Genomic DNA, 23652 nt, shown 5'->3' with positions numbered 1-23652 from the left:
AGAGAATTAACTTGTCCCTTGAGACGGCTGATTTTTTTGGCGCAGCTGACGAAAAAACTGTGTCAGCAGCGAAGCACATTCTTCCTGCAGCACACCTTTTACTACCTCGGCCTCGTGATTGAAACGCGGCTCGCGAAGCAAATTCATCAAGGTTCCTGCGCACCCTGCCTTTGGGTCCGGCGTTCCATAAACTACACGCCCTATGCGGGATTGCACAATGGCTCCTGCACACATCGGACAAGGCTCAAGCGTGACATAGAGCGTGCAGTCGAGCAAGCGCCAAGCATTCAAATGCTTGCTGGCCTCTACAATTGCCACCATCTCTGCATGAGACGTAGGGTTGCAGGTGGTTTCCCTCAAGTTATGGCCCCGACCGATAATTTCGCCATTTCTGACGATTACAGCTCCGATCGGTACTTCCCGAATCACTTCCGCTTTGCGAGCCTCATCCATTGCCTCCCTCATCCATTTGATATCCTCTAATTCCGTATCGCTACTCATATTGCCAACTCCTTGCAGCTTATTATATCTCCGATCTGTACCGCGAACAGGCATTCTTGTTAACAGCATGTGGGTAATTATGTGGATAAATAGATACTCATACACAGTTTTGTGCACATATCAACAATATAGTTGTGATAAACTTGAATAACTTGTGTATAACTCTGAAAATCAACTCATTTTATCTGAATTTTTAGATGTTGCAGGTACAGTTATGGTATGATCCAAGATATAGCCTGCTATCCATCATACTACGGAAATTCGTACAAGGATAGCATCGAAACATCAGCCATTGAGCTTCCTCTAGGAAGGGCTGCCAAAGGGGCCTTGTAAGAATGCGAATTAACAAATTTATTAGTGAGACTGGTTTTTGCTCGCGTCGTGAGGCGGACAAGCTGGTTGAGAGCGGCAGAGTAACCATTAACGGTGTTACAGCAGAGTTGGGAAGCCAGGCCGAGCATACGGACGACGTGCGGGTGGACGGCAAGCGGATCGGGGAGCACAAGAAGCATGTATATATTGCTTTGAACAAGCCAGTCGGCATTACCAGCACAACGGAATCGCATATAAAGGACAATATTGTGGATTTCGTTGGACATAAGGAGAGAATCTTTCCGATCGGCCGACTGGACAAGGATTCGGAAGGTTTGATAATTCTGACTAACGACGGGGATATCGTCAACCGTATTTTACGAGCTGAAGGCAAGCATGATAAGGAATATATGGTCACGGTGGACAAGCCTATAACTCCTGCCTTCGTTAAAGGAATGAGCGAGGGCGTCAAAATATTAGGCAGCATGACGCTGCCCTGTCGAATCAATCGCCTGGCCGAGCGGACTTTTCGGATTATACTAAATGAGGGCAAAAACCGTCAAATCCGGCGTATGTGCTCGGCATTTGGCTATCAGGTACGCAAGTTGAAGCGGGTGAGAATTATGAATATTGAGCTTGGGACACTCCCGACAGGAAAGTGGCGGGACCTTACCGCGGATGAACTGGAAGTCATGTTTCGAACGCTGCAATATCGCCCGCAATAACCACATCTGAATGCTTGGACACGATAAAAAAACAACCCCGAAGGCGGCGACGCTCTCGGGGTTGTCAAATTATCCGGGCATGAAGGCAATTTGCGCGGACATTGAACTGAATACGTCCAAAACTAAACAACAAGCCGCCGCTGCAAAGAACAACGACGGCCTGAAAAGTTATTCACATGTGGATAACGTTACGGATTTTGAACCGAGATGTTATCTGTATTATCCAAACTGACATAATTACGCATGATTGAAACCTCAACTCGGCGATTCTTCGCGCGGCCTTCGGTTGTTGCGTTGGTATCGACCGGCTGGTACTCGCCATAAGCAATGGCGCTAAACCGCTGTCGATCGATGTTCGGATTTACAAGCAATATATTCATGAACCGGATGGCACGCTTGGAGCTTAGCTCCCAGTTTGACTCAAATTCTGTGTTGGAGATCGGTTGATTATCCGTATGTCCGGCAACAATGATATTATAATCTGGATATTGCTGGAGCATATTGGCAATGGCTACTGCCAGCTTGCGTGATTCCTGCTTGACCGCAGCGCTGCCTGACGAGAAAAGCGCATTATCGCTAATGGTGATCAACAGCTGTGTCTGATTGAGTTTGGTCTCCAGATCGCTGGAGAGTCCATTTTTGTCAATGTATTGATCAAGCTGTTTTTTCAACTTCTCAAGATCTTCCTGCTCTTTCTTGACAAGCTGCTCGCGAGTCATTTCCTGCTGGTCGCCATCCTTCATATTCTTGAGTTTGTTCTGGTTTGTCATCTGCTGACCGGTTGTAACCATCGAGGAGCTTTCCAGCAAGCCGTTGCCTCTATTGAAGGCAATGCTGAAAGCTTGGCTCATCTCTTCAAACTTTTTAGCGTCCACCGAGCTTGCAGCGTAGAGAACGATAAACAAGGCAAGCAGCAAGGTCATCAAGTCTGCATAAGGGATCAGCCATGACTCGTCCATATGCTCATCATGCTCATCATGCTTGCGCTTTTTACTCAACCGCCCCACCTTCCTTCTCAGCCAGCTTAGCCCGCTCAGTAGGTGTAAGGTATACAGACAGTTTTTGACTGATGGCAATCGTGGAAACGCCGGATTGGATGGAAAGCAAGCCCTCTACCATCATGAGCTTGATCTCCATTTCCCGCTTGGACAGTCGCTTCAGCTTATTGGCAATTGGATGCCACAGCACATATCCTGTAAAAATACCAAGCAATGTAGCTACGAACGCCGCAGCGATCGCCTGTGCCAGCTTGTTCGTATCGGAGAGTTCGCCAAGGGCTGCAATCAGACCGATAACGGCTCCAAGAACCCCCAGGGTAGGCGCATAGGTCCCAGCCTGGGTGAAGATGAGCGCGCCTGCTTTGTGGCGTTCTTCAGTCGCCGAGATATCTTCAAGCAGTACATCCCGTACAAAATCCTGATCATTGCCATCAATGATCATTCGCATCCCGGTTTTCAGGAACGGATCTGTAATCTCCTCAACTTTGGTCTCCAGAGCCAGCAAGCCTTCACGGCGAGTGATGGTGGCCCATTCCATAAACAGGCGAATCAATTCTTTGCGGGAAATCAGCTTAGGATTGATGAAGATCATTTTCACCAGCGTAGGGAACTTGGCGATCTCCGACATCGGAAAACCGATAAACAGGGAGGCTGCTGTCCCGACAATAATGATGGTGAATGCGGCAGGGTTGACCAAGCTTGCGAGCGGCGCGTGTTTGAGAAACATACCGAGAAGAACAGCAGTTAAACCGAGTATAATACCTATAATCGTTGATTTTTCCATGTGACACCCCGTCTGAATAATTAGGTATACGCCTAGAGCAGAATAATGAGTTAAAATGTGGACATGCCGCCATTTAAACTTTGGCTTAATCTGCACCGGCTAGAGATGGCACCCTGGGGAGGGTGCTATGTACTTCGTTACGCGAAGATGTACAACAGCTTCTGATCGTATGAAACTATGGCGTTACTCTGATATATTTATATATCGACAAATCTCGCAATTACATTAGAGTAAAATGTAGAGGAAATGCGAATGAAATCGAAAAAAAAGGCGTCATTCAGCGGGAAATTTCGGTTTGCTTTTTTTGAAAGATCCGTTTGCGCTTATAAAAAGAGGGCCGGAGTGGCAGTATGGAACGTAAATTTTAAGGAAAGAGGTATGGAGCAATGGGTGTAAGGCATGGACGTGAATACAATGAGATTCTGACGGATTTGACAGAGGCGCTGGGCGCGATCAGCAACAGCTATGAATTTTTTGAAATGACGAATGAGGAATGGGCGGAGCTGGGCGAGCCGGAGCGCGGTGATGTAATTGAGGCGCTGGCTGATGATGTGTTCTACGGGCTTGGCGTGGAGCCTGTGATAACGGTAGGAGAAGGAACGGTGACGTATCACCCGAAGTTTCATATTATTGAGGTGGCCGTTGATGGAAAGGAAATTCGGATTGTTCGTCTGACATAATAGATTGACAATGAGGCCGGAGCCTTGGAGTTATTGTCCCGCTGGAGACTGTTTGCCGTTTGTTGTCGGATATATGGAAGGAAGAGGTACGTTGTCTCTGGGGGGTGACGGGCAGCATGAAGTATTTGTTAGGCTATTCCTTGTTGTTCAGCACCATGCAGTGTACGTCTTGCCAGTCGGGTCCGACCTTGAGTGCATAAGTATCTGTAATGTGGAACCCGGCTTTTTCGTAAGCTTTAATAGCGCGCACATTCCATGCCGGCACTTCCAAATCAATCTCCTGACCGGGAGCATGTCGACGGGCTTCAAGCGCAAGCTTGCGCATGAGTGGAGCGCCCAGCCCTTGGCCGCAAAGATCGGGTCGTAGTCCGACTCCGAGCCGCAGCACACCGGACAGCGGAAATAGCTGGACATAGCCACAAAGGATGTAATGTTGGTCTACAATGGCCAGATACTGCTTGTCCCGTACGATGGGATCGCCAAGGTCAATTTCAGCCGCTTTCTGATGCTCCCAGGATAATCGTTCGAAAACATCGTAGGGAGGGGGATAACGCCAGGAACAGGCTTCTTGGGCGTAGGCTTCAGTCAAGGGACAGAATGTAAATTGCTCAGCTGATAGTCGTTGTTCTCTCCGGGATGGATACTCGTGTCCCATTTGATACCTCCTTGATGTGTCTGAATTCATTATACCAAATGAGGGCGGCCATGATATCATAGGTGAGTGTTGGGGTTCATGTATTTATTTTTTCCAAGATTTTAAAAGGAGTTGCACCATGAGAAAGCTTATCTGGATGGGCTGCTTGTCGTATTTGGTCATTGGTATGGCACATGTTGTGGCAGGCGCCATTTTGGAGCCGCTGATTGCCAGCTACGGGCTGGATTATCGGTCAGGCGGGCAATTTATTATGAATCAATTTCTCGGATTCTTAGGCGGGGTGCTGATTACGCCGTGGCTGTCCGGACGAATTGGGAGAAGGAATACGCTATTGCTGGCGCTTGGGAGTCTGACGCTGGCAGAAGGCCTATATAGCTTGTTCCTGCCATGGGGCTGGATGCTGACGATTGCGCCGGTCGCGGGTTTTGGCTTTGGGATGACGGAAGCGATCATTGGGGTCATGATTATTGAATATGTGGAGGAGAAAAAGGCCTCTGCCATGACTTTCATTGAAACGTTCTTTGGCGTAGGAGCGCTGGTCATGCCGATAATTGCCGCGTTTCTGATTAAAAACAGCAGTTGGGAGCTGTCGTTCCCGATTGTGGCAGTGATGTCTGCGGTTACGATGCTGCTATGGCTCACAATGTCTTTCGGCCGCGTCGATGAGCTGATGGTACGCAAGCCACAGTTGAAAAAGGAGGAGCGGCCTGTGCGGGTTCGCTATCCTGTCGGAAGCATGCCGATTTTGGTGCTTGGCACCCTGTTCTTCATGATCTACGTGGGCATGGAGATGAGCTTCTCCAACTACTTGCCTTCCATTATGATTGAGCGGCTAGGGCTCAAGGAAGCGGAGGCGGCTTCGACGATCAGCATGTTCTGGGGGCTGATGGTTGTCGGACGGCTCTTCGCGGGGAGAGTAGCTGAGTGGAGCGGGTATGGGAGATTTCTGGTGGCGACTACAGGGGCAGGGACGTTATGTTTAATCGCGCTTACTCTTGTCGGGCAGGCTAGTCTTAGCCTGTTTATCATCGGTTTGAGCGGTCTGGTATGGGCCGGCGTATTCGCTATTGGTCTGGTCTATATGAACCATCTGCTGATTGGCCATACGGAACGCACGACCAGTCTGTTGGTTGCCTTCGGCGGCCTCGGCGGCGCCTTGTTTCCGAAGCTGACGGGCTGGCTTATGGACCGTTATAATGCAAACTGGACACTTGCAATGCTTGCTGCGATGACGGTCGTTATGTTGATTATTATGATTGTACTAGCGATACTGGAGCGGGGAAGGAAGAAAAGCGCACTAATCATGCATGACAAATCTTGTGGGTGAAACGCAGTTTTTGTTCAAATATAAGAATTTATAAAGTTTCTTTTGTAAATGAGCTTATATTTCACCACGAAATGAAGTTTTTGCCCGTCAAAGCCGTTTACGCTTGGTCAAAGAACGGTAGAGTCATTTACACTTATTCTATTCAATTATTGCTATAATCACAATTAGCTTCATCGTAATTCAAGGTTGTGGGAGGAATGATTATTATGAAATCCGTCGTATCGATAAAATGGCTGCTGGCCAGAATGTATGAACCGGATATCGTCATTGTCGACTGCAGATTTGCACTCGGGCAGCCTGAAGCAGGGCGCAAGGCTTACGAGGAGTCGCATATTCCGGGTGCGATCTATCTGGATTTGGAGGGGGATCTCTCCGCTTCATTGGACGAGCATGGGGGTCGGCATCCGCTGCCTGATCCGGCTGGACTGGCTCATCGGCTGGCAAGAGCAGGCATAAGCAATAGCAGTCGCATCGTCGCCTATGACAGCCAAGGGGGAATGATGGCTTCCCGGCTGTGGTGGTTGATGCGCTATCTGGGACATGAGCAGGTATACGTGCTGGATGGCGGATATGAGGCTTGGCAGACGGCTGATTTCCCCGTAACGGATGAGCAGCGTGCAACAATTCCAGGGACCTTCTATGCAGAGGTGCAGCATGGCATGCTGGCTGAAGTCTATGATGTGCAGGAGCGATTGGGCTCAGCGTCTACCAAGCTGATTGATTCCCGCGAAGCGGCGAGATATCGGGGCGAAGTTGAACCGATTGACAAGATTGCCGGTCATATCCCGGGTGCGGTGAACCGCTTCTGGAAAGACAGCCTGAATGAGCAAGGCTTGTTCAAGGATGAAGCCGCGCAAAGAGAACGCTTTGCTGATTTGGCAGAAGCCGAAGAAATCATCGTATACTGCGGCTCCGGCGTATCAGCCTGCCCGAATGTGCTTGCTCTGCATGAGGCGGGGTTCGATAATGTAAGATTGTATTTGGGAAGCTGGAGCGATTGGATCAGTTATGAGGAGAATCCGGTGGCGACAGGAGAGGAAGGGTAGTCGTTGGGCTGCCCGGATGCGGGGTTGAGGGCTGTGACAGGTTGCCGGGAGGCGGGCTAGTTGTGGCCCTCTTTGGCGTTCTCGTTCAAGATCACGCCAGGCAGCGCCACTTCGAGCGATCCACAGAATGGTATTAAACATGGTTCGATCACTTAATTCTGACTGACAGGGAAGTCGCCACGAAAGGGCATCGGCTCAATACAATCGAGGATGCAACTTCTTTGTGCACAAATCGTTGCGAAGCGCTTTTCTGCTCCGACTATACTTGAACTCGAGAGGAGGGATTAAGATGGAGTGGTTGGAGCGAATGAACAGGGCTATAGACTACATTGAGGAGAACCTAACCGGGGATATTGAGCTTAGCGAGGCGGCACGCATGGCCTGCTGTTCATCGTACCATTTTCAACGAATGTTCTCGTTCATTACGGACGTGACGCTGGCGGAGTACATTCGGCGGAGACGGCTGACGCTTGCTGCGCTGGAGCTGCAGCATAGCGGAGTAGCGAAGGTAATCGATGTTGCGCTTAAATACGGTTACGACTCTCCGGTCTCGTTCGCGCGGGCGTTCCATGCATTGCACGGGATCACTCCGGCCATGGCTCGTCAAGACGGGATTGTGCTCAAAGCCTACCCCCGTCTGTCCTTCCTTATCACGATCAGAGGGGCAGATGCAATGAATTATCGGATTGAAACAAAGGAAAGTTTTGAAGTATTCGGAATTGAAGGCATTTTTCGCACCGACGGAGGTGGAGAGGCGCCTCAAACGCCGGCCAAGCTTTGGGAGCAGAGCCATGCGAACGGCGACGTGAAGCAACTTGAAGTGCGTGCGGGCGTTTTGCCATCATTCGTGAGCCAAGATATATACCCTGTGAATGCCGTTTGCAGCTACAGGAAGACTGGAACGGATACATTTCCTTACATGCTGTGCGCATTCAAGGAAGGGGGCAGCAACACAGACGGATACACCACGGTAACGATTCCCGCATATACGTGGGCGATCTTTCCGTCGGAGCCGCATCAATGGGAGCAGTTTGGAGAGACGATCGAAACGCTTTACCGTCGTTTTTACACCGAATGGCTCCCTACGGCTGGCTATGAGCAGGTGGACGGGGTAGAGTTTGAAATGAACGGGACAAAAAACGGCCTCAACTATATCGAACTCTGGTTTGCGGTTCGCAAAATATAACTGGCTTGTAGGAAAAATCCAAGGGATTGTTGACGCGTTTCAAATGTCTCTGGTGATCTTCCCCTCAAACTTGAAAGGCTCGAATCTGATGTTTCGATATATTTCGATATTCATCAAAATAGAAACTGGTACTAACTAACTATTTCAAAAAAATATAAATAATGGTAAATTCATGTTGGGACTGGCCAGTCTACAGATAGGAATACTTGGGAGGATTGCCATAATGGTGATTAACAGATTAAAGAAGAGTTTTATCACATTATTAAGTGCTTCTCTTATTGTTGGTTTACTGTTGTTTTCTGCATCTGCATCCGCGAGCACACCGGATGGAATAGTTAATACCTTCTCCTATACTCCAATTGATTCTGGTAGTAGCCTTTACCGTACATTGGCCCCCGGGGCAACAGAATCATTTAAGATTTTTAATTACAGTTCATATGCCAGGGCATATCAAGTAACTGTTTCTAGCTCAGGATCGGCCAACTATTATCCATCGAGCATAACGATTACTGGTCAAGGCAGAATATACTATTTGGCGCAGCAACCGGGACTCTATGTCTATGACATTATATTGCAGCCGGGTGCAGTAGCTAACATCGATGTGAGCAGCGCGTCCTATCCATTTACCCCCAATAATTATGTGATTAGTGTTTATTAAAAAAGTTTCAAAATGCGTTACAGGATAAAGGCACAAAAATACACCGTCTTAAACGGTGTATTTTTGTTATCTTCGTTATATCCCCAAGAACCTTGCTCCACCTGTGAGACCTGGGACTGAGGCTGCTGGAAAACGGTGCAGATTCGATTTAACTAACTGGAACGACCGATTCTTCTACCTGCGCGGAATTGCTTATACCAAAAGTACACTGTGCAGCCAATGCAATAGCCTAGCAAAGCAGCGCTTGCAGCAAGCAGCAGCATGGCGGAGAAGATATAGCTTACGATCTGCCAACCCAGCGCAGTCGAAATCAGTGCCAAGGTCAGGAACAACACCGCCAACGAATTGTTGAAGCGCTGAAGTTCGGCAGCTTGTGTCTCAGTCCCTTTGTTTTTCAAGAGAGGTTTTGCAATCCGCACAAAGAGATTCCATTTCCCCCCTGAAGCCAGACCAACTAATTGAATCACCCACAGAATTCCCAACAGTAAGGGCTGGTTAAAGAAAAAAGAAAGGATAACGAACAATACGATGCCGGTTTGATTGGCTTTCACATAGCGCATAGGTATTTCATGCATCTTGACTCACTCCTAATGAATGGCTTTCAGCAACATTTATTAATCCCTATTGGCGTAGTCTGAATTATAGTTCGACAGTACCATGATTAGTGATCCATGTCAATGAAATCAGACGAAGGCATGCTTCCCATGGAGCGAGGGGCGTTAGCTGCTAGAATTATCCCGATTTTTGCTACCGCAATGTATCGATCGTTATTTTGAATTAATCGATAGGCTTTCTTTATTATCTGAAGCGTTGACGAGGCGAGGCGGGGATGCTATCGTAATACCATTAAATCTTAGTTGTGAACTAGGAATTATAAATTTAATTTGGGTCATGAAGAGTGAGCCTTCCTGCTAATGAAGCAACTTGTCGGACGAGACTGGCATGGTAGATGAGTTGAGAGTTGAAATTGTCTCAGTGCTCCGGATTTTGGCATGTTTCTTGATGGAAGTAAGTCTATTCAATATAAGGATCGGAGTGAACGACAGATGGGGTTGAAATTTGGGATTTTGGATCAGAGTATTGTTTTCCCGGGGCAGACGTCGGCAGAAGCATTGGCGAATACGGTTAAGCTCGCGCAACTTGCGGAAACGCTAGGCTACGACAGATTTTGGGTGTCAGAACATCATGACTCGCCGCAGATGGCGGGCGCGTCGCCGGAGGTGCTGATTGCGCATCTGCTGGCTCGCACGGAGACGATTCGCATCGGCTCCGGTGGCATCATGCTGCAGCATTACAGCCCGTACAAAGTCGCGGAAAATTTCAACGTGCTGGCGTCGCTTGCGCCTGGCCGCGTCGAGCTTGGCATCGGCCGTGCCCCAGGCGGTCTTCCCCGTTCGACGAAGGCGCTACAGCGTGGGACGCAGGAGACGGAGACGCTGGAAGAGAAGCTGAGCGAACTTGAGCTGCTGCTGCACGGGTCGTTAGAGGAGTCACACCCGCTCGCAGGGCTGCAGGCGAATCCGCTCCCGGAACAACCCGCATCGATCTTCTTGCTTGGCACGAGCGTTTCCAGCGCCAAGCTGGCTGCTGAGCGCGGCTATCCATATGCATTCGCACTGTTCATTAACAACGATCCGGAGGCGGCCAAGGCAGCGTTCGATACATATCGGGAAAGTTTTGACCGGTCGAAGGGAACAGAGCCAATCGCGATCTTGGCGCTGTCCGTCATTGTGTCGGACACGGAAGCGGAGGCTGAGGAGACGGCCGGTATTTTCAAAAGCGTACGCGTCACGCTGGCGAGCGGCAAGACGGTCAACGTTGGTTCCCTGCAGCAAGCAGAGGCGTTCGCAAAACAGGCCGGCGAGTCGTATACAGTCGAAGAGCGTGACGCTGACATTACGAGAGGTACAAAGGAGACCGTGCGCAAGCGATTGCTGGAGCTACGGGATGCATACGGCGTCGACGAACTGATTTTCACGACAATTGTGCCAGATTTCGCCAAGCGCGAGAGGTCATTCCGGCTGTTGAAGGAAGCGTTCGAGGAACTCCCCGTGGAATGATGCGGTGCATGTCAACAAACCCCGAATTGTTATCCGGGGTTTGTTTTGCTATAAATAATCATTCAGCGCACTTTTTTTGGAGTGTCCAGTGTATGGGTACTAATTTTTAATGCGCGAGGAACGAGCGCCTTTACTAAGTAAGCACTAAGGCTTTAGCGTCTCTCCTTGCTTTGGACTCAGGCCGTTCTCCCAATTGACCCGAATAGCCGTTCCTTCAAATAAATCGGGGTTATCGGACACCTGGAAGTGCAGATGCGCTTCGCTGGAATTGCCGGAATTACCGCACAGACCGAGCAGATCGCCCTTCTGCACGTGGTCGCCAACGTTGACCACGACAGACCCCTTTTTCATATGGGCCAGGAAGCTGTACTCTCCATCGCCATGGTCGATGACGACAACATTGCCTTCCGGATGGTCAGCGTTCATCGTGCCAACCGGTTCGTTATCCTCAATGTCATTCACTACACGAACAACGGTGCCTTCGCGTGGGGCTACAATTTCTTGTCCGAATGCATAGTAGCTTTCGTTTTTGGTCGGGTCACCGTTATAGGAATAGTCGTCCTTAACCTGGATCAAATCATAGGCGTAACGTTGGACGTCGTACTCGTAGTGGTAGTTCGCCAGGACGTTTTCTCCTCCCCAGAATACAAACCATTCATTTTTAAATGGCAGCGCGTATTCATGCTTCGTTTTGGCGGAATCGGTGGCCGGGAACTGCTGAAGTGGGATAATTTGAAGCGAAACGATCTCATCGTCAGGCAGGCTGCCTAGCTTCAGGCCGAATGCGCCCGTCTGATCAATCCAGGTATAGTAATTGAATTCATTCAATTTCAGTGTGGAAGCCGCTGTCCAAGCCGTTACATCCTTCAGAAGTCCACCAATGGTGTCGCGAAACTTCTCCAATGTGAACTGTTCCTTAAAATCACTGCTTAATTGCCCATAAATACCTTCATAATCCTGATCGAGCAGCGCTTGTGCAATTTCTTCAGTTTTATATCTCATCGTTCTTTCCTCTTCCTCCTCCGTTTTTGTGTTTATTGTAGTCTCCTTGTCAGGCTCAGGAGCATTGCGGTTAACTCCTCCGCCACATCCAGACAGTAAAATTGTAGCTGCAACAACCATTAACATAAGCTTTTTCATTATCCCACTCCATTCTATCTCTTTTGTTTTATTATAGGGCGCCTATCTTACAACAAGGAAAACGTAATCTTACGAGCATCTTAATTCTATGTCGGGAATTGAATGTCACCTGAAGCATTATCGTTCATTCTGCGTTCACAAATTTTTGATAAGCTCTCTCCTGAAGTTGAACGTTCATCATTCAAAAATATGCAGAACGCTGGGGGCCAACTATGTCAATTTCCATGAATAAAATTTTGCTGGTGCTGCTGATTGCAGCGCTGGGTATAAGCTTATTAGAAGCGCCATTGCAGGTATCCGCGGCGACAACGGCAACATCGTCGCCCGAGGGAGCGGATGATTGGGGAGATAGCGTTCAGCCTTTTATTGACGGCATTATGAATGTGCATATGGATTCCAATAAAATTCCGGGTGCGGTCATCTCCATTGTGAAAGACGGGAAGCTGCTGTTTGCGAAAGGATACGGACATGCGGATATTGAAAAAGGGTCACCCGTTGATCCGGAAACCAGCCTGTTCCGTATTGCATCGACGACCAAGCTGTTTACGTGGACAGCCGTCATGCAGTTGGTCGAGCAAGGAAAGATCGATCTTGATGCCGATATTAACTCCTACTTGAAAACCATCCAAATGCCAAAAACGTATGCACAGCCGATAACGATGCGCCATCTCATGACTCATACAGCCGGCTTCGAGGAAGGCGGCGTAGGTTATCAGATTACAACAGATCCGAGCAAGCTGCCCGTATCTATTTCCGAGACGCTTGCCAAACATATGCCGGCAAGGGTTAACCCGCCGGGAGAGATGATGTCTTACTCCAATTATGGTACTGCTCTGGCGGGACTGATTATCGAAGAAGTGAGCGGAATGGCTTATAATGACTATATACAACAAAATCTGTTCGACGTTCTTGATATGAACTACGCTACAGTACAGGAGCCTGTCCCTGCCAGCCTGAAACCATACGAGGTGATCGGTTACGCCAGAGAAAACGGCCGCTTCGTGACACAGCCGCCGACGTTCGAAGGCGGCTTTCGTCCAGCAGGATCTGCATCAGTATCGGCTATCGATATGACGCATTTCATGATCGCCCACCTGCAGAACGGACGGTTTGGCGACAAGCAAATATTGAAGCCGGAAACAGTCGAACTCATGCATTCTCCTGCTTTTGTCTTTCATAAGGATATGCCGGCGATGGATCTTGGCTTCTATGAGCTAAGAATGAACGGAATGCGCGTTATTGCGCATGGCGGAGCGGACCCTCTGTTTAACACGGAATTGTTTCTCATTCCTGAAAAGCAGCTCGGCATTTTCCTGTCTTACAGCGGCGGGGAAGGCTCTACGGCTGCATTAGGCCTGACAAAAGCGCTGTTGAATCGCTACTATCCGGCCCCGGAAATCAAGTTTCCGCCAGCCAGCCAAACACCTGATGAATCTTTGCAAAAATATGCAGGCTCCTACCAATTTGTACGCCGCAATCATACCGACATCGACAAGTTCTACAGCTTTCTGGTCAAGATGAATATCGGCGCTTCCGGGGACCGGTTAACGATCGGCGGTGGAGACGAGCAGCTCACTTTTGCTCGCGTAGGTGAGGATTTGTTTCAGGACGAAGGTGGTAACCTGATTGCTTTCCGAACAGATGAATCCGGGAAGGTTACGCACTTATTCATCGATTTCCTTTCGTCAGAGCCGCTTGAACGAACGCCTGTAATTAATCAGACGCAACTGTGGTTTCCTTTAATGGGATTGTCGCTGGCGCTGTTCCTTACTGTGCTGTTAGGAGTTCTCTATCGCAAGCGGCATACGAAAGCGATGCCTGCCGCTCAGAAATGGGCAGTCCGCCTGGCAGTTGTTACTTCCGGTTGGGCAATCGCCACTTGTCTGGGCACGTTCGTCATCGTGCTGAACATGGGGCTAGTGGATCGGCTAAGCCGCATCACAATGTCGCTTCGTCTATTTCTCGTCATGCCGATTACTTTGGCCGCTTTAACAGCAGCGCTCCTCTTTTTTAGCGTGCTGTCATGGAAAAACAGCTATTGGACGCTGCCTAAGCGGGTGCATTATACGTTCATTACGCTAGCGGCAGTTGTTATGAGCGTATTCTTTTATCACTGGAATTTGTTGGGCTGGCAGTTTGGTTAAACTTGATTGATAGCAGAGGGGCAAATTTCAATGGCAAAAATTCTAATCGCAGATGATGATGCTCGGATTCGCGAGCTGATCGCATTATTTTTACGGAATGAGGGCTTTGAGCTTGTGGAAGCAAAAGACGGTACCGAAGCACTATCGATTGTGGAGAATGACGGAGTTGATATGGTCATTCTGGACATTATGATGCCTCATCTGGACGGTTGGGAGTTGTGCAGAGAAATCCGAAGCTTTGATTCGAACATTCCGCTCTTGATGGTCACTGCTAAAGGGGAATCGGCGCAAAAGGTGAAGGGGTTCAGACTGGGGACTGATGATTATTTAACCAAGCCATTTGATCCGATAGAGCTGGTCATGCGGGTAAAAGCGCTGCTCAAACGTTACCAGATTGTCTCGTCCCAAAACGTACAGCTTGGAGGGATTGTTCTGGATCGCCTTAATTATCAGGTCAAACGCGGGGAAGAGACACTGAATTTGCCGCTTAAGGAATTTGAGCTGCTGTTCAAGCTGGCGAGCTATCCAGGTCAGACCTTTACTCGGGAACAGTTGATCACTCATGTTTGGGGTAAAAACTACGAAGGCGGCGATCGAACAGTCGATGTACACATTAAGCGGCTGCGGGAGCGTTTCGCTAACGATACACAGCATTTTCAGATTGAGACGGTCCGGAGTCTGGGGTACAGGCTGGTCATTTTATGAAAAAAAACTTGTACGTCCGCATCGTCTGTACATTTCTCGCCGTTATTTTGTTCAGCTTGCTGACCTCTTTTCTTGCAGGAGTTTTTCTCTTTAAAAAAGAAATCAACCATGTCGGCCAGAACGATATGATCGCCGTTGGCAAAGAAATAATCGCATTGTATGAACAGACAAAACCCGATGATCGAACTAGATTTATATCGCGCATGGCGACGGTGTCCGCCTACCGTATTCATCTGTACGACAACTCTGGCAGAGCCACTATTTATGGCCCAAGTAATTCCGAGGATGCCGTTATAACGCCGGATGTCGTTCATCAGGTGCTTCAGGGAAAACAGTATCGTTCTCCTGTTGAACAAGGGCTGACTTTCGTGGGCCTTCCCTTTCCATTCGATGGTGCGCCTCATGCAATGTTTATGCAGTTCACCCCGCAGAATGAGAATCTGATGAATCGGCTGATGCTGCTTGTATTGCTGCTCGGATTGCTCATTGGGAGTCTATGCATCCTTATATCAGCACGTTATCTGGTCAAACCGCTTCAAACACTGACGCAAGCGACCAAGCGAGTCGCCAAGGGTGATTTTAGTATTGAGATCAAGACTAATCGAGTGGACGAGGTCGGAGCACTAACACAGGGCTTTAACGAAATGGCGAATGAGCTAAAACAGTTGGAGCAGATGAGACAGGACTTCGTCTCCAATGTCTCCCATGAAATTCAAACCCCGCTAACTTCCATTGCCGGTTTCGCGACGGCAATGAAAAACAGCAACCTTGTGGCTGAAAAGGACAGAAGTTATTATTTGGACATTATTATCTCAGAGAGCGGGCGCTTGTCCAGATTAAGCGACAATCTGCTCCGACTGGCTTCCCTCGATTCCGAGCAACATCCGTTCGAGGCAACGACGTACAATCTTACGGAGCAGATCAAACAGGTTGTCGTCACCTGCGAGCCTCAATGGTCAGCTAAAGAAATTGCTATTGAATTGAACATGGCAGATTCAGTCCAGATTACAGCGGATAACGACCAGCTTAACCAGGTATGGATGAACCTGCTCGGCAACGCCATCAAGTTCACGCCAGCAGGGGGGCATATTGCTATCCAGATCGTTTCAGATAAAAATGAAATCGTATTTACTATTACGGATTCGGGGATTGGTATTCCTCCGGACAAGCTTGAACTGGTTTTTGAACGGTTCTATAAAACTGACCCTGCGCGGAACCGCGATGTTGGCGGCAACGGCCTTGGCCTCGCAATCGTCAAGAAAATTATAACCCTTCATGGCGGAAACATAATTATGGCAAGCCGTGTCGGCCAAGGAACGACAGTTGAAGTTCATCTTCCGATAGGTGAGAGTACTACAAGTGATTTCGCCTTGCGGTGAAACGTATCAAAAGTAAGGCAATAATCAGGACAGGGGGACAAGGTATGGACATTAATGGTCTGATTGCTCTATGGAATCATGCGAATAGCAAGGTCATAGACATTCGGCGCGCGACAATCAGTCCGGGCGAATCCATACGATCTTATTATGTGCCCTCGGGTCTGTTTCTCATGTCGATTACCGGTAATGCAGCAGCCAGTCTGGGACAGAAATATTATCGCATGCAGCGTTTTACAGTGCTTCATGCAGGCAAAGGCACTATGCTGGACATTGTTGCAGGAAGCGAAGGTCTGGATTACTATAGCGTTTATTATAAAGCAAGTTTTCAGCCTCTGGTATCCTCGGAACTTGCCGATTATTCGTACAGCATAACGCCGGATAATCCGGTATCGCTTCATCGGATATTGAGCGAAATGTTCAAAGAGTGGGAGAAACGGCATCCACTTGTTCAGTTGCGCGTTCGGACATTACTTTACCAGTTTGTATATGAGTTGCTCAATCAACTGATGAGGCAAGGTGCAGGCCCAGCCAAGCGCGATTTGGCTGCCCAGGTTGCAGCCATCATCCATGAGCATTATGGAGATGCCATAACGCTGGAGACGCTGTCGGAAAGCCTGAATTACAGCGTTCCTCATATATCTTCTTATTTTAAGCTTCGAACAGGACTTAGTCCGATTGACTACCTAATCAAGGTGCGCATCGATAAAGCCGCGGCGCTGCTAAGGGAAACGGATGCCACACTAAAGGAAATTTCATTCGGCGTCGGCTATCAGGACCCTAACTATTTGAGCCGGCTGTTCAAAAAGCATAAAGGCGTGTCTCCTATGCATTACAGGGAAATCCTTGTTAAAGAAGAGAAAACAGAAGATAATCCTTCCATGACCATAAAATCCTCCATTGTTCCTTCAGAACCAGTTGATTATACTAATATAAATGATAATGATTATCAACAACAAGGTGATGGAGAGGGAGATTTAATTATGTTCAAACATTCAGGAAATGCATGGGCACCCACAGTACTGCTTAGCGTCATTCTTCTGCTGAGCGCATGTGGTGCAAACGGTGCAGAGACAACCGGATCACAGTCAAGTCCTGGCGATACGTCCGCTACTTCCAAACAATTGCAGTCTAAAATCGTTAAAACAGTCGATGGCGAGGTAGAGATTCCTCTTCAACCCAAACGAATCGTTGCAGGCGAGTATCTTGGCAGTCTGATTGCGCTTGGGATAACGCCTATCGGAACTTCCGATCATCATATTCAAAATCCTTATTTCCAGCAGTATTTGAAAGACGTAGAGAATATTGGGAACGGCAATGGCAACATGGAGAAAATATTGGCGCTTGAACCGGATTTGATTATTATGGACGACTTCTATCCGGAGCTGAATGAGAAAATGTCGAAAATTGCTCCTACTGTTGTGGTTCCGTATGCTTCTCTAAAGACGGTACATGAAGAGATTACTTATTTCGGAGAGTTGCTTGGTCGGGAAGAACAGGCTAAAGCTTGGCTGGCTGACTATGACAGCCGTATTGCCAGTGCCAAGGATAGCGTATTAAAGGTTATACCTGCGGACAGCACTTTTTCGGTTATTGAATTTAAAGAGAAAAGCATAATGGCCGTTGGGGCCGACTTTGGAAAAGGGGGTCAGCCGATCTACAATGGATTTGGCTTCAAACCTCCCGCGGATATCGCTGCTGAAATGGTCGATCCTGGTTGGGCCTCAATCTCTGCCGAAGCATTGCCAAAGTACGCGGGAGACTACATTATTCTGACTTCCGATTCGGAGACGCTGGATGAACTCAAAGCGGACCCAATCTGGGGTACCCTCCCGGCGGTCAAAAATGGTCATGTGTTTTTATGGACAAGCGATCGTTCGGGCTACTGGGACCCGATTGCTATTTTAAACCAGACCGAAGAATTGGCTGCATGGCTGACAAATCTCTAAACTGCTGCTTTTACCCTCTATCGGTGGCAGTGCAAGGCTTGAATTGGCATGAAAAAGGCGGAAGCTGAATCAATGTTTGATTAGCTTCCGCCTTTATTGGCCCTAAAAGGGGTGATTCTGTACCGGAGGTGAATCCTGCTGGCTACTCCGGCTTGCTGTATGTCTTAGTCTAGTTCCACATCGTTCAGCAATGTGCCTTTCTCTTGCGGACCAGACGGTCCTCCTGCCAGCTTAGGCTGACCGAAGAATGTACCCTGTGTAGGATTACCAAAACGGTAAATCGCTCCGCTGTTCGGGTTGGTGTAATCTGTGCCCAGCCAAGCCGGGTACGGATTGCCTAGACCAACGCCTGTACCTTGATTAGGGAAGAACTGGAAGTATTGCACGTTGTTCCACGTATCCCACGCAGTTCCTTTATTCGCTACGTCAATCAATTGAACAACAACCAGATCCTTATAAACATGATTGCCTGTGTCCTTCCACATGCCGTGCGAGCCGAATGCGGAATGAGCTACCGGATGCGTGCCATTAACCTTGTCAACTTCATTCCAAGGGTAAACGTTGCTGAAGTAATGAGCTCCGTACAACACTTGAACAGGCTTCAAATATTGGGTGTTGTTGTCCTCGAATTTGGCCAACCGGACTGTAACTCTCTCAAAATCTCCTACGTGATTACCAACTTCAGTTCCAAGCACTGTTTTACCCAAATCATAAGCACTGAATTGGAAATAAACCAAATCCACATTCTGGTATTCCTTCTCTACCCAAAAAGCATAGATCGGCGCATTGGCCAAATCGCCGGAGAAGTAAGGCAGCTTCAAATCGTACGGATTCAGCGGCGTCTTTGTTTTCAACTCATACTTGCCGGAGTCTGGATTCAGATACCGGTCAACATACGGGAAAGTATACTCAACCGAGGAAGGGAAATAGACTTCGCCTTGGGCAAACCAAATTCTAGGGGCGAATGTTGCAAGGATTTGCCGTTTGGCAGTTTCGCTGTATACATTGCCCGGTACGGGAATACTTGTGGAATCTACCGGGGAAATCTTTTCGACCTTCAAACTGGATACGACATCATTAAAGTCATTTAAGTGATAGGTATCGGCTGTCAATACTCTAGAAGCTCCAGAGAAGTTGCCATCTTTATATAGCGTCACCTTGTAGCCCGGTCTTACCCGAATAGAAGAGATTTTATCATTACCCACGCCGGCTACAAGTGAATCCACGTTATAGGATCCAACGTCGAATTGCTGCTCCATCCCGCCATACGGTGAATGGTCATAAGCGATGACCGGCAAGCTTGGTCCGCCAATCAGCTCCACCTTAAGGCTGGAAGTGGCATCATTGAAGTCGCTCAAGATAGAGAAATCCGACTTTACCACATAAGTATCTCCAGAGAACTTGGCATTCTGGTACAGTGTCACCCGATAGCCTGGAGCAACACGTATGGAAGAGATTGCATCGTTGCCGACTCCCGAATTTAAGACGCCCACATCATAAAAGCCAACATCAAAACTTTGGGATGCTCCTCCGAAATTCGCATCTTTATACACAGTAACTGGCGAATTGCCTGCATGTACGGTGTTGCTTTGTCCCAATGTGCCTAAAACGGTCGTGACTGCAAACAATAGAACAAGTGTAAAAATATTTAATTTTTTCACTTTAATTCCTCCATCAATTTTTTTGTTTTTCCATAAAATATGAACTTATCAAAAAAACTGCAGTTTAAACCTATTTCTTCAAGTGTTAACAAGTAACTCATGGCCACAAATTGAGAATAAATCATACCACTGATATATACAATCGCTTTTGAAAAACTTTACACAACGCTGCAGGTTCTACATTTTTTGTTAACAGCGTTATCTCACGATTAACGCCAGCGCGATTATAATCTTCAGCGTAGCGGATAACAATCGAGAAAAGGCAATTAATAATCTGATTACACTGGGTTTCCTTAATTGTTGTGCACAATAATCGTATATATGGGGTCTTGTTGGTGATCTCCTGGAGGTGCAAAAAAATGTAAAGCCAATTGTCATGTATGATTTTCAAGCGTGGGAGAGATTATGAAGTGATCTTAAAAAAATAAACAAGCCTCTATTCGCTTTGTGAGCGTAAGGAGGCTTGCTTTATGATGAAATTCCCCCATCTGCGGGAACGTAGCTGTTGTTAGCTGCAGGAAGGTGAACGACAAACGTGCTGCCTCTTCCGGGGAGGCTCTCCGCTGTAATTGTACCCCCGTGCTGCTCGACGATCTCTTTGGCGATGGCAAGGCCCAGGCCGCTTCCTGTCAATGGATCATGTTGCGCCCCGCGGTTCGCTCGTTCGAAAATGTTGACGAGGTGCTCGGCCGCGATCCCTTGTCCCTCGTCCTCTACGCTGATCTGAACGCCGTCCGAGTCAATTATCGCCTCCAGTCTGATCCGTTTATTCGCCAGTGAATATTTGCAAGCGTTATGAACGAGATTTGTCAGCACCCTGCGCATTCCGTGGGGATCGACCGTCATAACCGGGTCACTGTCCGCCTGAATTTCCGTTTCGCATTGTAACCCCGCAATCCGAATAAACTCCTCAAGGAAGGCGAATTCCTTCATAACCCACTGTTGCATGTGGAGTGTTTCCTTCGATTGGTGGTGAGAGTTAGAATCGTCCTGCTCATCTATGCTAAGTTGGAACAAGTCATCGATAAATCGCGTAATGTAGAGAACCTTCCCATACAAATCTTCCAAATGCTTGTTTTGCTCTCCCGGACGAACCTGAATGCCGAGCATCATAGCCTTAATTCCGCCTTGCACAACCGTCAGGGGAGAGCGGATATCATGCGAAATGTTTTGCAGCAACTCGCTGCGTCTTCTCTGGGAGTGAACAAGCTTTTCCGTTCTCTCACTTACCGTATGCTCCAATTCTTCGTTCCACTGTTCCAGCGTTCTGACGAGCTTTTCCTGATTGACAATCATTTGCCGCTGCGCGTTAATTTTACCCCTCTCGTTTTGCCTGGTTTGGTAGGAGAGCGCGGCGGCGAATATAATAAACTCCGTAATAGAGCCCAGTTGATACCCATAATGGGTCAACAGGCTGTGCTGGACCAGGCCAAAAGTATACAGAACAGCTGGAATCGCGAGACCAAAAATCGAAATGACACCAAGAACGATATATCTAGCCGCTATATTTCCTCGAAACACACTGTAGAAAATTGAAGCAATCAGAACCATAAATACGATAAACTCGTACCAGATGGCGATCGTCGAAAAGCCAGGCAAATGAAAGAGCAATGCCAGTACGACAAATGGCGAAGCCCATTTTATAGCTGTTGCCGCATAACGAAGCTTTGGAGCGTAAACTTTTATTTGCAGTACCCTGTCCAGAAAGAATAATACAAACCATAAACAAAGAATGAAGAAAAAGAGGAAGATATCCTCGTAGGAACCCAAGATGCGCAGAAGGAACCGGATCAATTCGCTCTGTTCTCCGAGCAGTTCTTGAGGCAATCCGTTCCAAACCAGCTGAGACAAAGCGAAGAAAATAATATATAGCAAATAATAGAAGTAAGCTACATTTTTCATGAAGATATACATCATAAAAATGTATGCTGCCATAAGCATCACGAAACCGTAATACAAGCCAAATAGTATAAATTCTGCCCGGAGCTTATCGTAATAGACGGAAGCATTCATCAAATCCAGGGGTAGAATCATCGCACCCATCGTAGTTACTCGCAGGTAGAGCGTAACGGGATGATTGGCGGGCAAGACAAGCTCATAAGACCAATAATGATCGTCCAACTTTTTTCCATTATCGGAATTCTCTGTAGTATTCAATTGTTGCCCGTCGGCGTATAGGTCCACACTATCAACGATGGCATTCGACAACCGCAGCACCCATCGATCCAAGGTGGATTCGTTAGTAATCGTTGTTTGAATCCAGTACGTTTTCCCGTCGAGTCCGAAAGAGGAGCGTCCCGATGCTGGAGCAAACCGCTCTTCCGTCCGAAACTCCTGAGCCTGGGCATAAGTCAGCATTCCATCCGGATCGGAGAGAACGTGCATGCCTTCGTTCAACCGAACCTGTTGAAGCCCTTCAGTTAAGCGTATTTCGGAATTCAGCATGTTGCTATGTTCAGGTGATTTGTCCCAAGGTATAAAATAAAACCAGACAAGGGCCACCCCTGCAACAAATAGAGAAATAGAGAAAAGAAATAGTCGATTGTGTTCTGCAAAGTTCCTTCTCATAAAACGGCCTCGCTTACTAGCCAGATTTTTGCCGTACTGCCTTTCTTCAAGAGTACCACAACTAGTCATAAAATGTTACACTACTAGTAGTGCATAGTTTCTTAATTTATTTTAATTTGAAAGAGGAGACATCGGAGTGAAGCCCAACGTCATTTTCGTTATCGATGACGATCCAGATATCCAACAGTTGGTTACAGCTTTTCTGACGCACGAAGGATATATTGTCCGGAATGCGTTCAATGCTGTCCAAGCGTTCGAATTGCTTGCGTTTGAGGAGCCGGATCTCATCATCATGGATATTCAAATGCCTGACATGGATGGCATAACGCTCTGTAACGCTATTCGAAAACAGTATCACCGGCCGATATTGTTCGTATCCGGTACGCAAAAGCAGGAGCTGAAAGCGTTATCCCTCCAGTCCGGCGGCGACGACTACATAGGCAAGCCCTTTGATCCTGAGGATCTCATCCTGCGGGTGAGAGCAAACTTGCGATGGAGCAATCTGCTTGAACATCCCCCCGTCAAAGGAACTAAGTTGGAATTTCCCGGGCTTGATATCGATTTGGAGCGGATGACGGTTATGGTGAACCATCAGCCGATTTCCTTATTGGCAAAAGAATTCCAAATGCTAGTTACGATGGCCAGCAAACCCAACCAGGTATTTCATCCGCGGCAGCTATACCGCCAGGTGTGGGAGGATGATGCCTACTACTCCAAGGACACCGTCAAAACCCATATTTCGAATTTACGCAAAAAAATAGAGCCGAATCCGGCTCTGCCTCGCTACATTATTACCTCCTTGCGGTTAGGTTATAAGTTTAACCCCTATGGCGTGGTGGAACCGAAGGCTACTTCCGAATAATCAATGTATATACGCCGAAACGCTTGAGATGATCGAGGATATCTCTTGTTAGGGTCACGCCCGAAGGCAAGACTATGTTACCGGAGGCAGTAATAACCTCACTGGCAAGAATATCTCCTGGTTTGGCGGCATGAATAGATATTGGTTGCGCCATATCTGATCCTCCTCTAAATGAATTGGAAAATGGCTGCCTCGACGCCGTACACGAGGCAGCCATTGTTGAAACTATAGACATGTATAAATTCCAGTTGATAAACGGCTTGAGTAAAACGACGCTGTCCCTGTTAAAGACGGCAAAGCCGTTTACGCTTGATG

The 23652-nt window shown here is 47.9% G+C and carries 21 protein-coding genes; 12 read left to right on the top strand and 9 right to left on the bottom strand.

The genetic code is table 11. The annotated features are described in order from the left end of the window. Positions 1–6: 6 nt before the first annotated feature. Positions 7–501 (bottom strand): tRNA adenosine(34) deaminase TadA, encoded by a 495-nt coding sequence (gene tadA, locus JFN88_RS05515; RefSeq protein ID WP_199018328.1) that lies wholly within the window; start codon positions 499–501, stop codon positions 7–9. Positions 502–836: 335 nt separating this feature from the next. Here tadA and rluF point away from each other — a divergent pair, with 335 nt between their 5' ends. Then, complete coding sequence (gene rluF, locus JFN88_RS05510; protein WP_199018327.1) at positions 837–1538, top strand: 23S rRNA pseudouridine(2604) synthase RluF; 702 nt, start codon at positions 837–839, stop codon at positions 1536–1538. A gap of 188 nt (positions 1539–1726) precedes the next feature. Here the strand turns inward: rluF and motB are convergent, their stop codons facing one another. Continuing rightward, positions 1727–2536, bottom strand: a complete 810-nt coding sequence (motB, locus tag JFN88_RS05505; RefSeq protein ID WP_199018326.1) for a flagellar motor protein MotB — start codon at positions 2534–2536, stop codon at positions 1727–1729. After that, positions 2529–3320 carry a flagellar motor stator protein MotA gene (motA, locus tag JFN88_RS05500; protein WP_199018325.1) on the bottom strand — a complete coding sequence of 264 codons (792 nt, stop codon included), beginning with the start codon at positions 3318–3320 and terminating at the stop codon, positions 2529–2531. The genes motB and motA overlap by 8 nt, the downstream gene beginning before the upstream one ends. A 386-nt stretch (positions 3321–3706) precedes the next feature. On the opposite strand from motA, the gene JFN88_RS05495 reads away from it, so the two are divergent. Then, positions 3707–4000 carry a hypothetical protein gene (locus JFN88_RS05495; protein ID WP_199018324.1) on the top strand — a complete coding sequence of 98 codons (294 nt, stop codon included), beginning with the start codon at positions 3707–3709 and terminating at the stop codon, positions 3998–4000. Positions 4001–4133: 133 nt separating this feature from the next. On the opposite strand, the gene JFN88_RS05490 is transcribed toward JFN88_RS05495, so the two are convergent. Beyond that, positions 4134–4655: a GNAT family N-acetyltransferase gene (locus tag JFN88_RS05490; RefSeq protein WP_199018323.1), complete on the bottom strand. Its 522-nt coding sequence runs from the start codon at positions 4653–4655 to the stop codon at positions 4134–4136. Between the two features lie 118 nt (positions 4656–4773). Between JFN88_RS05490 and JFN88_RS05485 the strand changes: the two genes are divergently transcribed. From JFN88_RS05485 to JFN88_RS05470, 4 genes are all read left to right on the top strand, one after another. Beyond that, on the top strand, positions 4774–5982 hold the full coding sequence (locus tag JFN88_RS05485) for an MFS transporter (RefSeq protein ID WP_199018322.1): 1209 nt from the start codon (positions 4774–4776) through the stop codon (positions 5980–5982). A gap of 206 nt (positions 5983–6188) precedes the next feature. After that, on the top strand, positions 6189–7028 hold the full coding sequence (locus tag JFN88_RS05480; protein WP_199018321.1) for a sulfurtransferase: 840 nt from the start codon (positions 6189–6191) through the stop codon (positions 7026–7028). 289 nt (positions 7029–7317) lie between these two features. After that, positions 7318–8214 carry an AraC family transcriptional regulator gene (locus tag JFN88_RS05475; RefSeq protein ID WP_199018320.1) on the top strand — a complete coding sequence of 299 codons (897 nt, stop codon included), beginning with the start codon at positions 7318–7320 and terminating at the stop codon, positions 8212–8214. Positions 8215–8437: 223 nt separating this feature from the next. Then, positions 8438–8872, top strand: coding sequence for a hypothetical protein (locus JFN88_RS05470; RefSeq protein WP_199018319.1), 435 nt, complete (start codon positions 8438–8440; stop codon positions 8870–8872). Positions 8873–9024: 152 nt separating this feature from the next. Here JFN88_RS05470 and JFN88_RS05465 read toward each other — a convergent pair whose 3' ends face one another. Next, on the bottom strand, positions 9025–9447 hold the full coding sequence (locus JFN88_RS05465; RefSeq protein WP_199018318.1) for a DUF4395 domain-containing protein: 423 nt from the start codon (positions 9445–9447) through the stop codon (positions 9025–9027). A gap of 471 nt (positions 9448–9918) precedes the next feature. Between JFN88_RS05465 and JFN88_RS05460 the strand changes: the two genes are divergently transcribed. Then, the gene (locus JFN88_RS05460; protein ID WP_199018317.1) at positions 9919–10932 is read left to right on the top strand and encodes an LLM class flavin-dependent oxidoreductase; all 1014 of its coding nucleotides are present in this window, start codon (positions 9919–9921) and stop codon (positions 10930–10932) included. A 144-nt stretch (positions 10933–11076) separates the two neighbouring features. On the opposite strand, the gene JFN88_RS05455 is transcribed toward JFN88_RS05460, so the two are convergent. Next, positions 11077–12072 (bottom strand): M23 family metallopeptidase, encoded by a 996-nt coding sequence (locus JFN88_RS05455; RefSeq protein ID WP_199018316.1) that lies wholly within the window; start codon positions 12070–12072, stop codon positions 11077–11079. Positions 12073–12284: 212 nt separating this feature from the next. On the opposite strand from JFN88_RS05455, the gene JFN88_RS05450 reads away from it, so the two are divergent. From JFN88_RS05450 to JFN88_RS05435, 4 genes are read left to right on the top strand one after another with little or no spacing between them, the layout of a single operon-like run. Continuing rightward, positions 12285–14216, top strand: coding sequence for a serine hydrolase (locus tag JFN88_RS05450; RefSeq protein ID WP_199018315.1), 1932 nt, complete (start codon positions 12285–12287; stop codon positions 14214–14216). Positions 14217–14246: 30 nt separating this feature from the next. Beyond that, positions 14247–14921 (top strand): response regulator transcription factor, encoded by a 675-nt coding sequence (locus tag JFN88_RS05445; protein ID WP_199018314.1) that lies wholly within the window; start codon positions 14247–14249, stop codon positions 14919–14921. Then, on the top strand, positions 14918–16300 hold the full coding sequence (locus JFN88_RS05440; protein ID WP_199018313.1) for a HAMP domain-containing sensor histidine kinase: 1383 nt from the start codon (positions 14918–14920) through the stop codon (positions 16298–16300). Before JFN88_RS05445 ends, JFN88_RS05440 begins: the two co-directional genes overlap by 4 nt. A 44-nt stretch (positions 16301–16344) precedes the next feature. Then, on the top strand, positions 16345–18246 hold the full coding sequence (locus JFN88_RS05435; RefSeq protein ID WP_199018312.1) for an AraC family transcriptional regulator: 1902 nt from the start codon (positions 16345–16347) through the stop codon (positions 18244–18246). A gap of 164 nt (positions 18247–18410) precedes the next feature. Here the strand turns inward: JFN88_RS05435 and JFN88_RS05430 are convergent, their stop codons facing one another. Both JFN88_RS05430 and JFN88_RS05425 read right to left on the bottom strand, forming a co-directional pair. Next, on the bottom strand, positions 18411–19907 hold the full coding sequence (locus JFN88_RS05430) for a beta/gamma crystallin family protein (protein ID WP_199018311.1): 1497 nt from the start codon (positions 19905–19907) through the stop codon (positions 18411–18413). Positions 19908–20375: 468 nt separating this feature from the next. Further along, positions 20376–22475 carry a sensor histidine kinase gene (locus JFN88_RS05425; protein WP_199018310.1) on the bottom strand — a complete coding sequence of 700 codons (2100 nt, stop codon included), beginning with the start codon at positions 22473–22475 and terminating at the stop codon, positions 20376–20378. 136 nt (positions 22476–22611) lie between these two features. On the opposite strand from JFN88_RS05425, the gene JFN88_RS24935 reads away from it, so the two are divergent. Beyond that, positions 22612–23337, top strand: a complete 726-nt coding sequence (locus JFN88_RS24935) for a response regulator transcription factor (protein WP_199018309.1) — start codon at positions 22612–22614, stop codon at positions 23335–23337. Here JFN88_RS24935 and JFN88_RS05415 read toward each other — a convergent pair. Continuing rightward, a complete protein-coding gene (locus JFN88_RS05415; protein ID WP_199018308.1) occupies positions 23324–23491 on the bottom strand; it encodes a hypothetical protein in 168 nt (55 codons plus the stop codon). The two genes, JFN88_RS24935 and JFN88_RS05415, sit on opposite strands and share 14 nt — an antisense overlap. Positions 23492–23652: the final 161 nt, after the last annotated feature.

This window comes from Paenibacillus roseus (assembly GCF_016424485.1).
Classification (GTDB): Bacteria; Bacillota; Bacilli; order Paenibacillales; family Paenibacillaceae; genus Paenibacillus_D; species Paenibacillus_D roseus.
The sequence above is the reverse complement of the archived record's forward strand: the minus strand, read 5'-3'. Positions and strand labels throughout refer to the sequence as shown.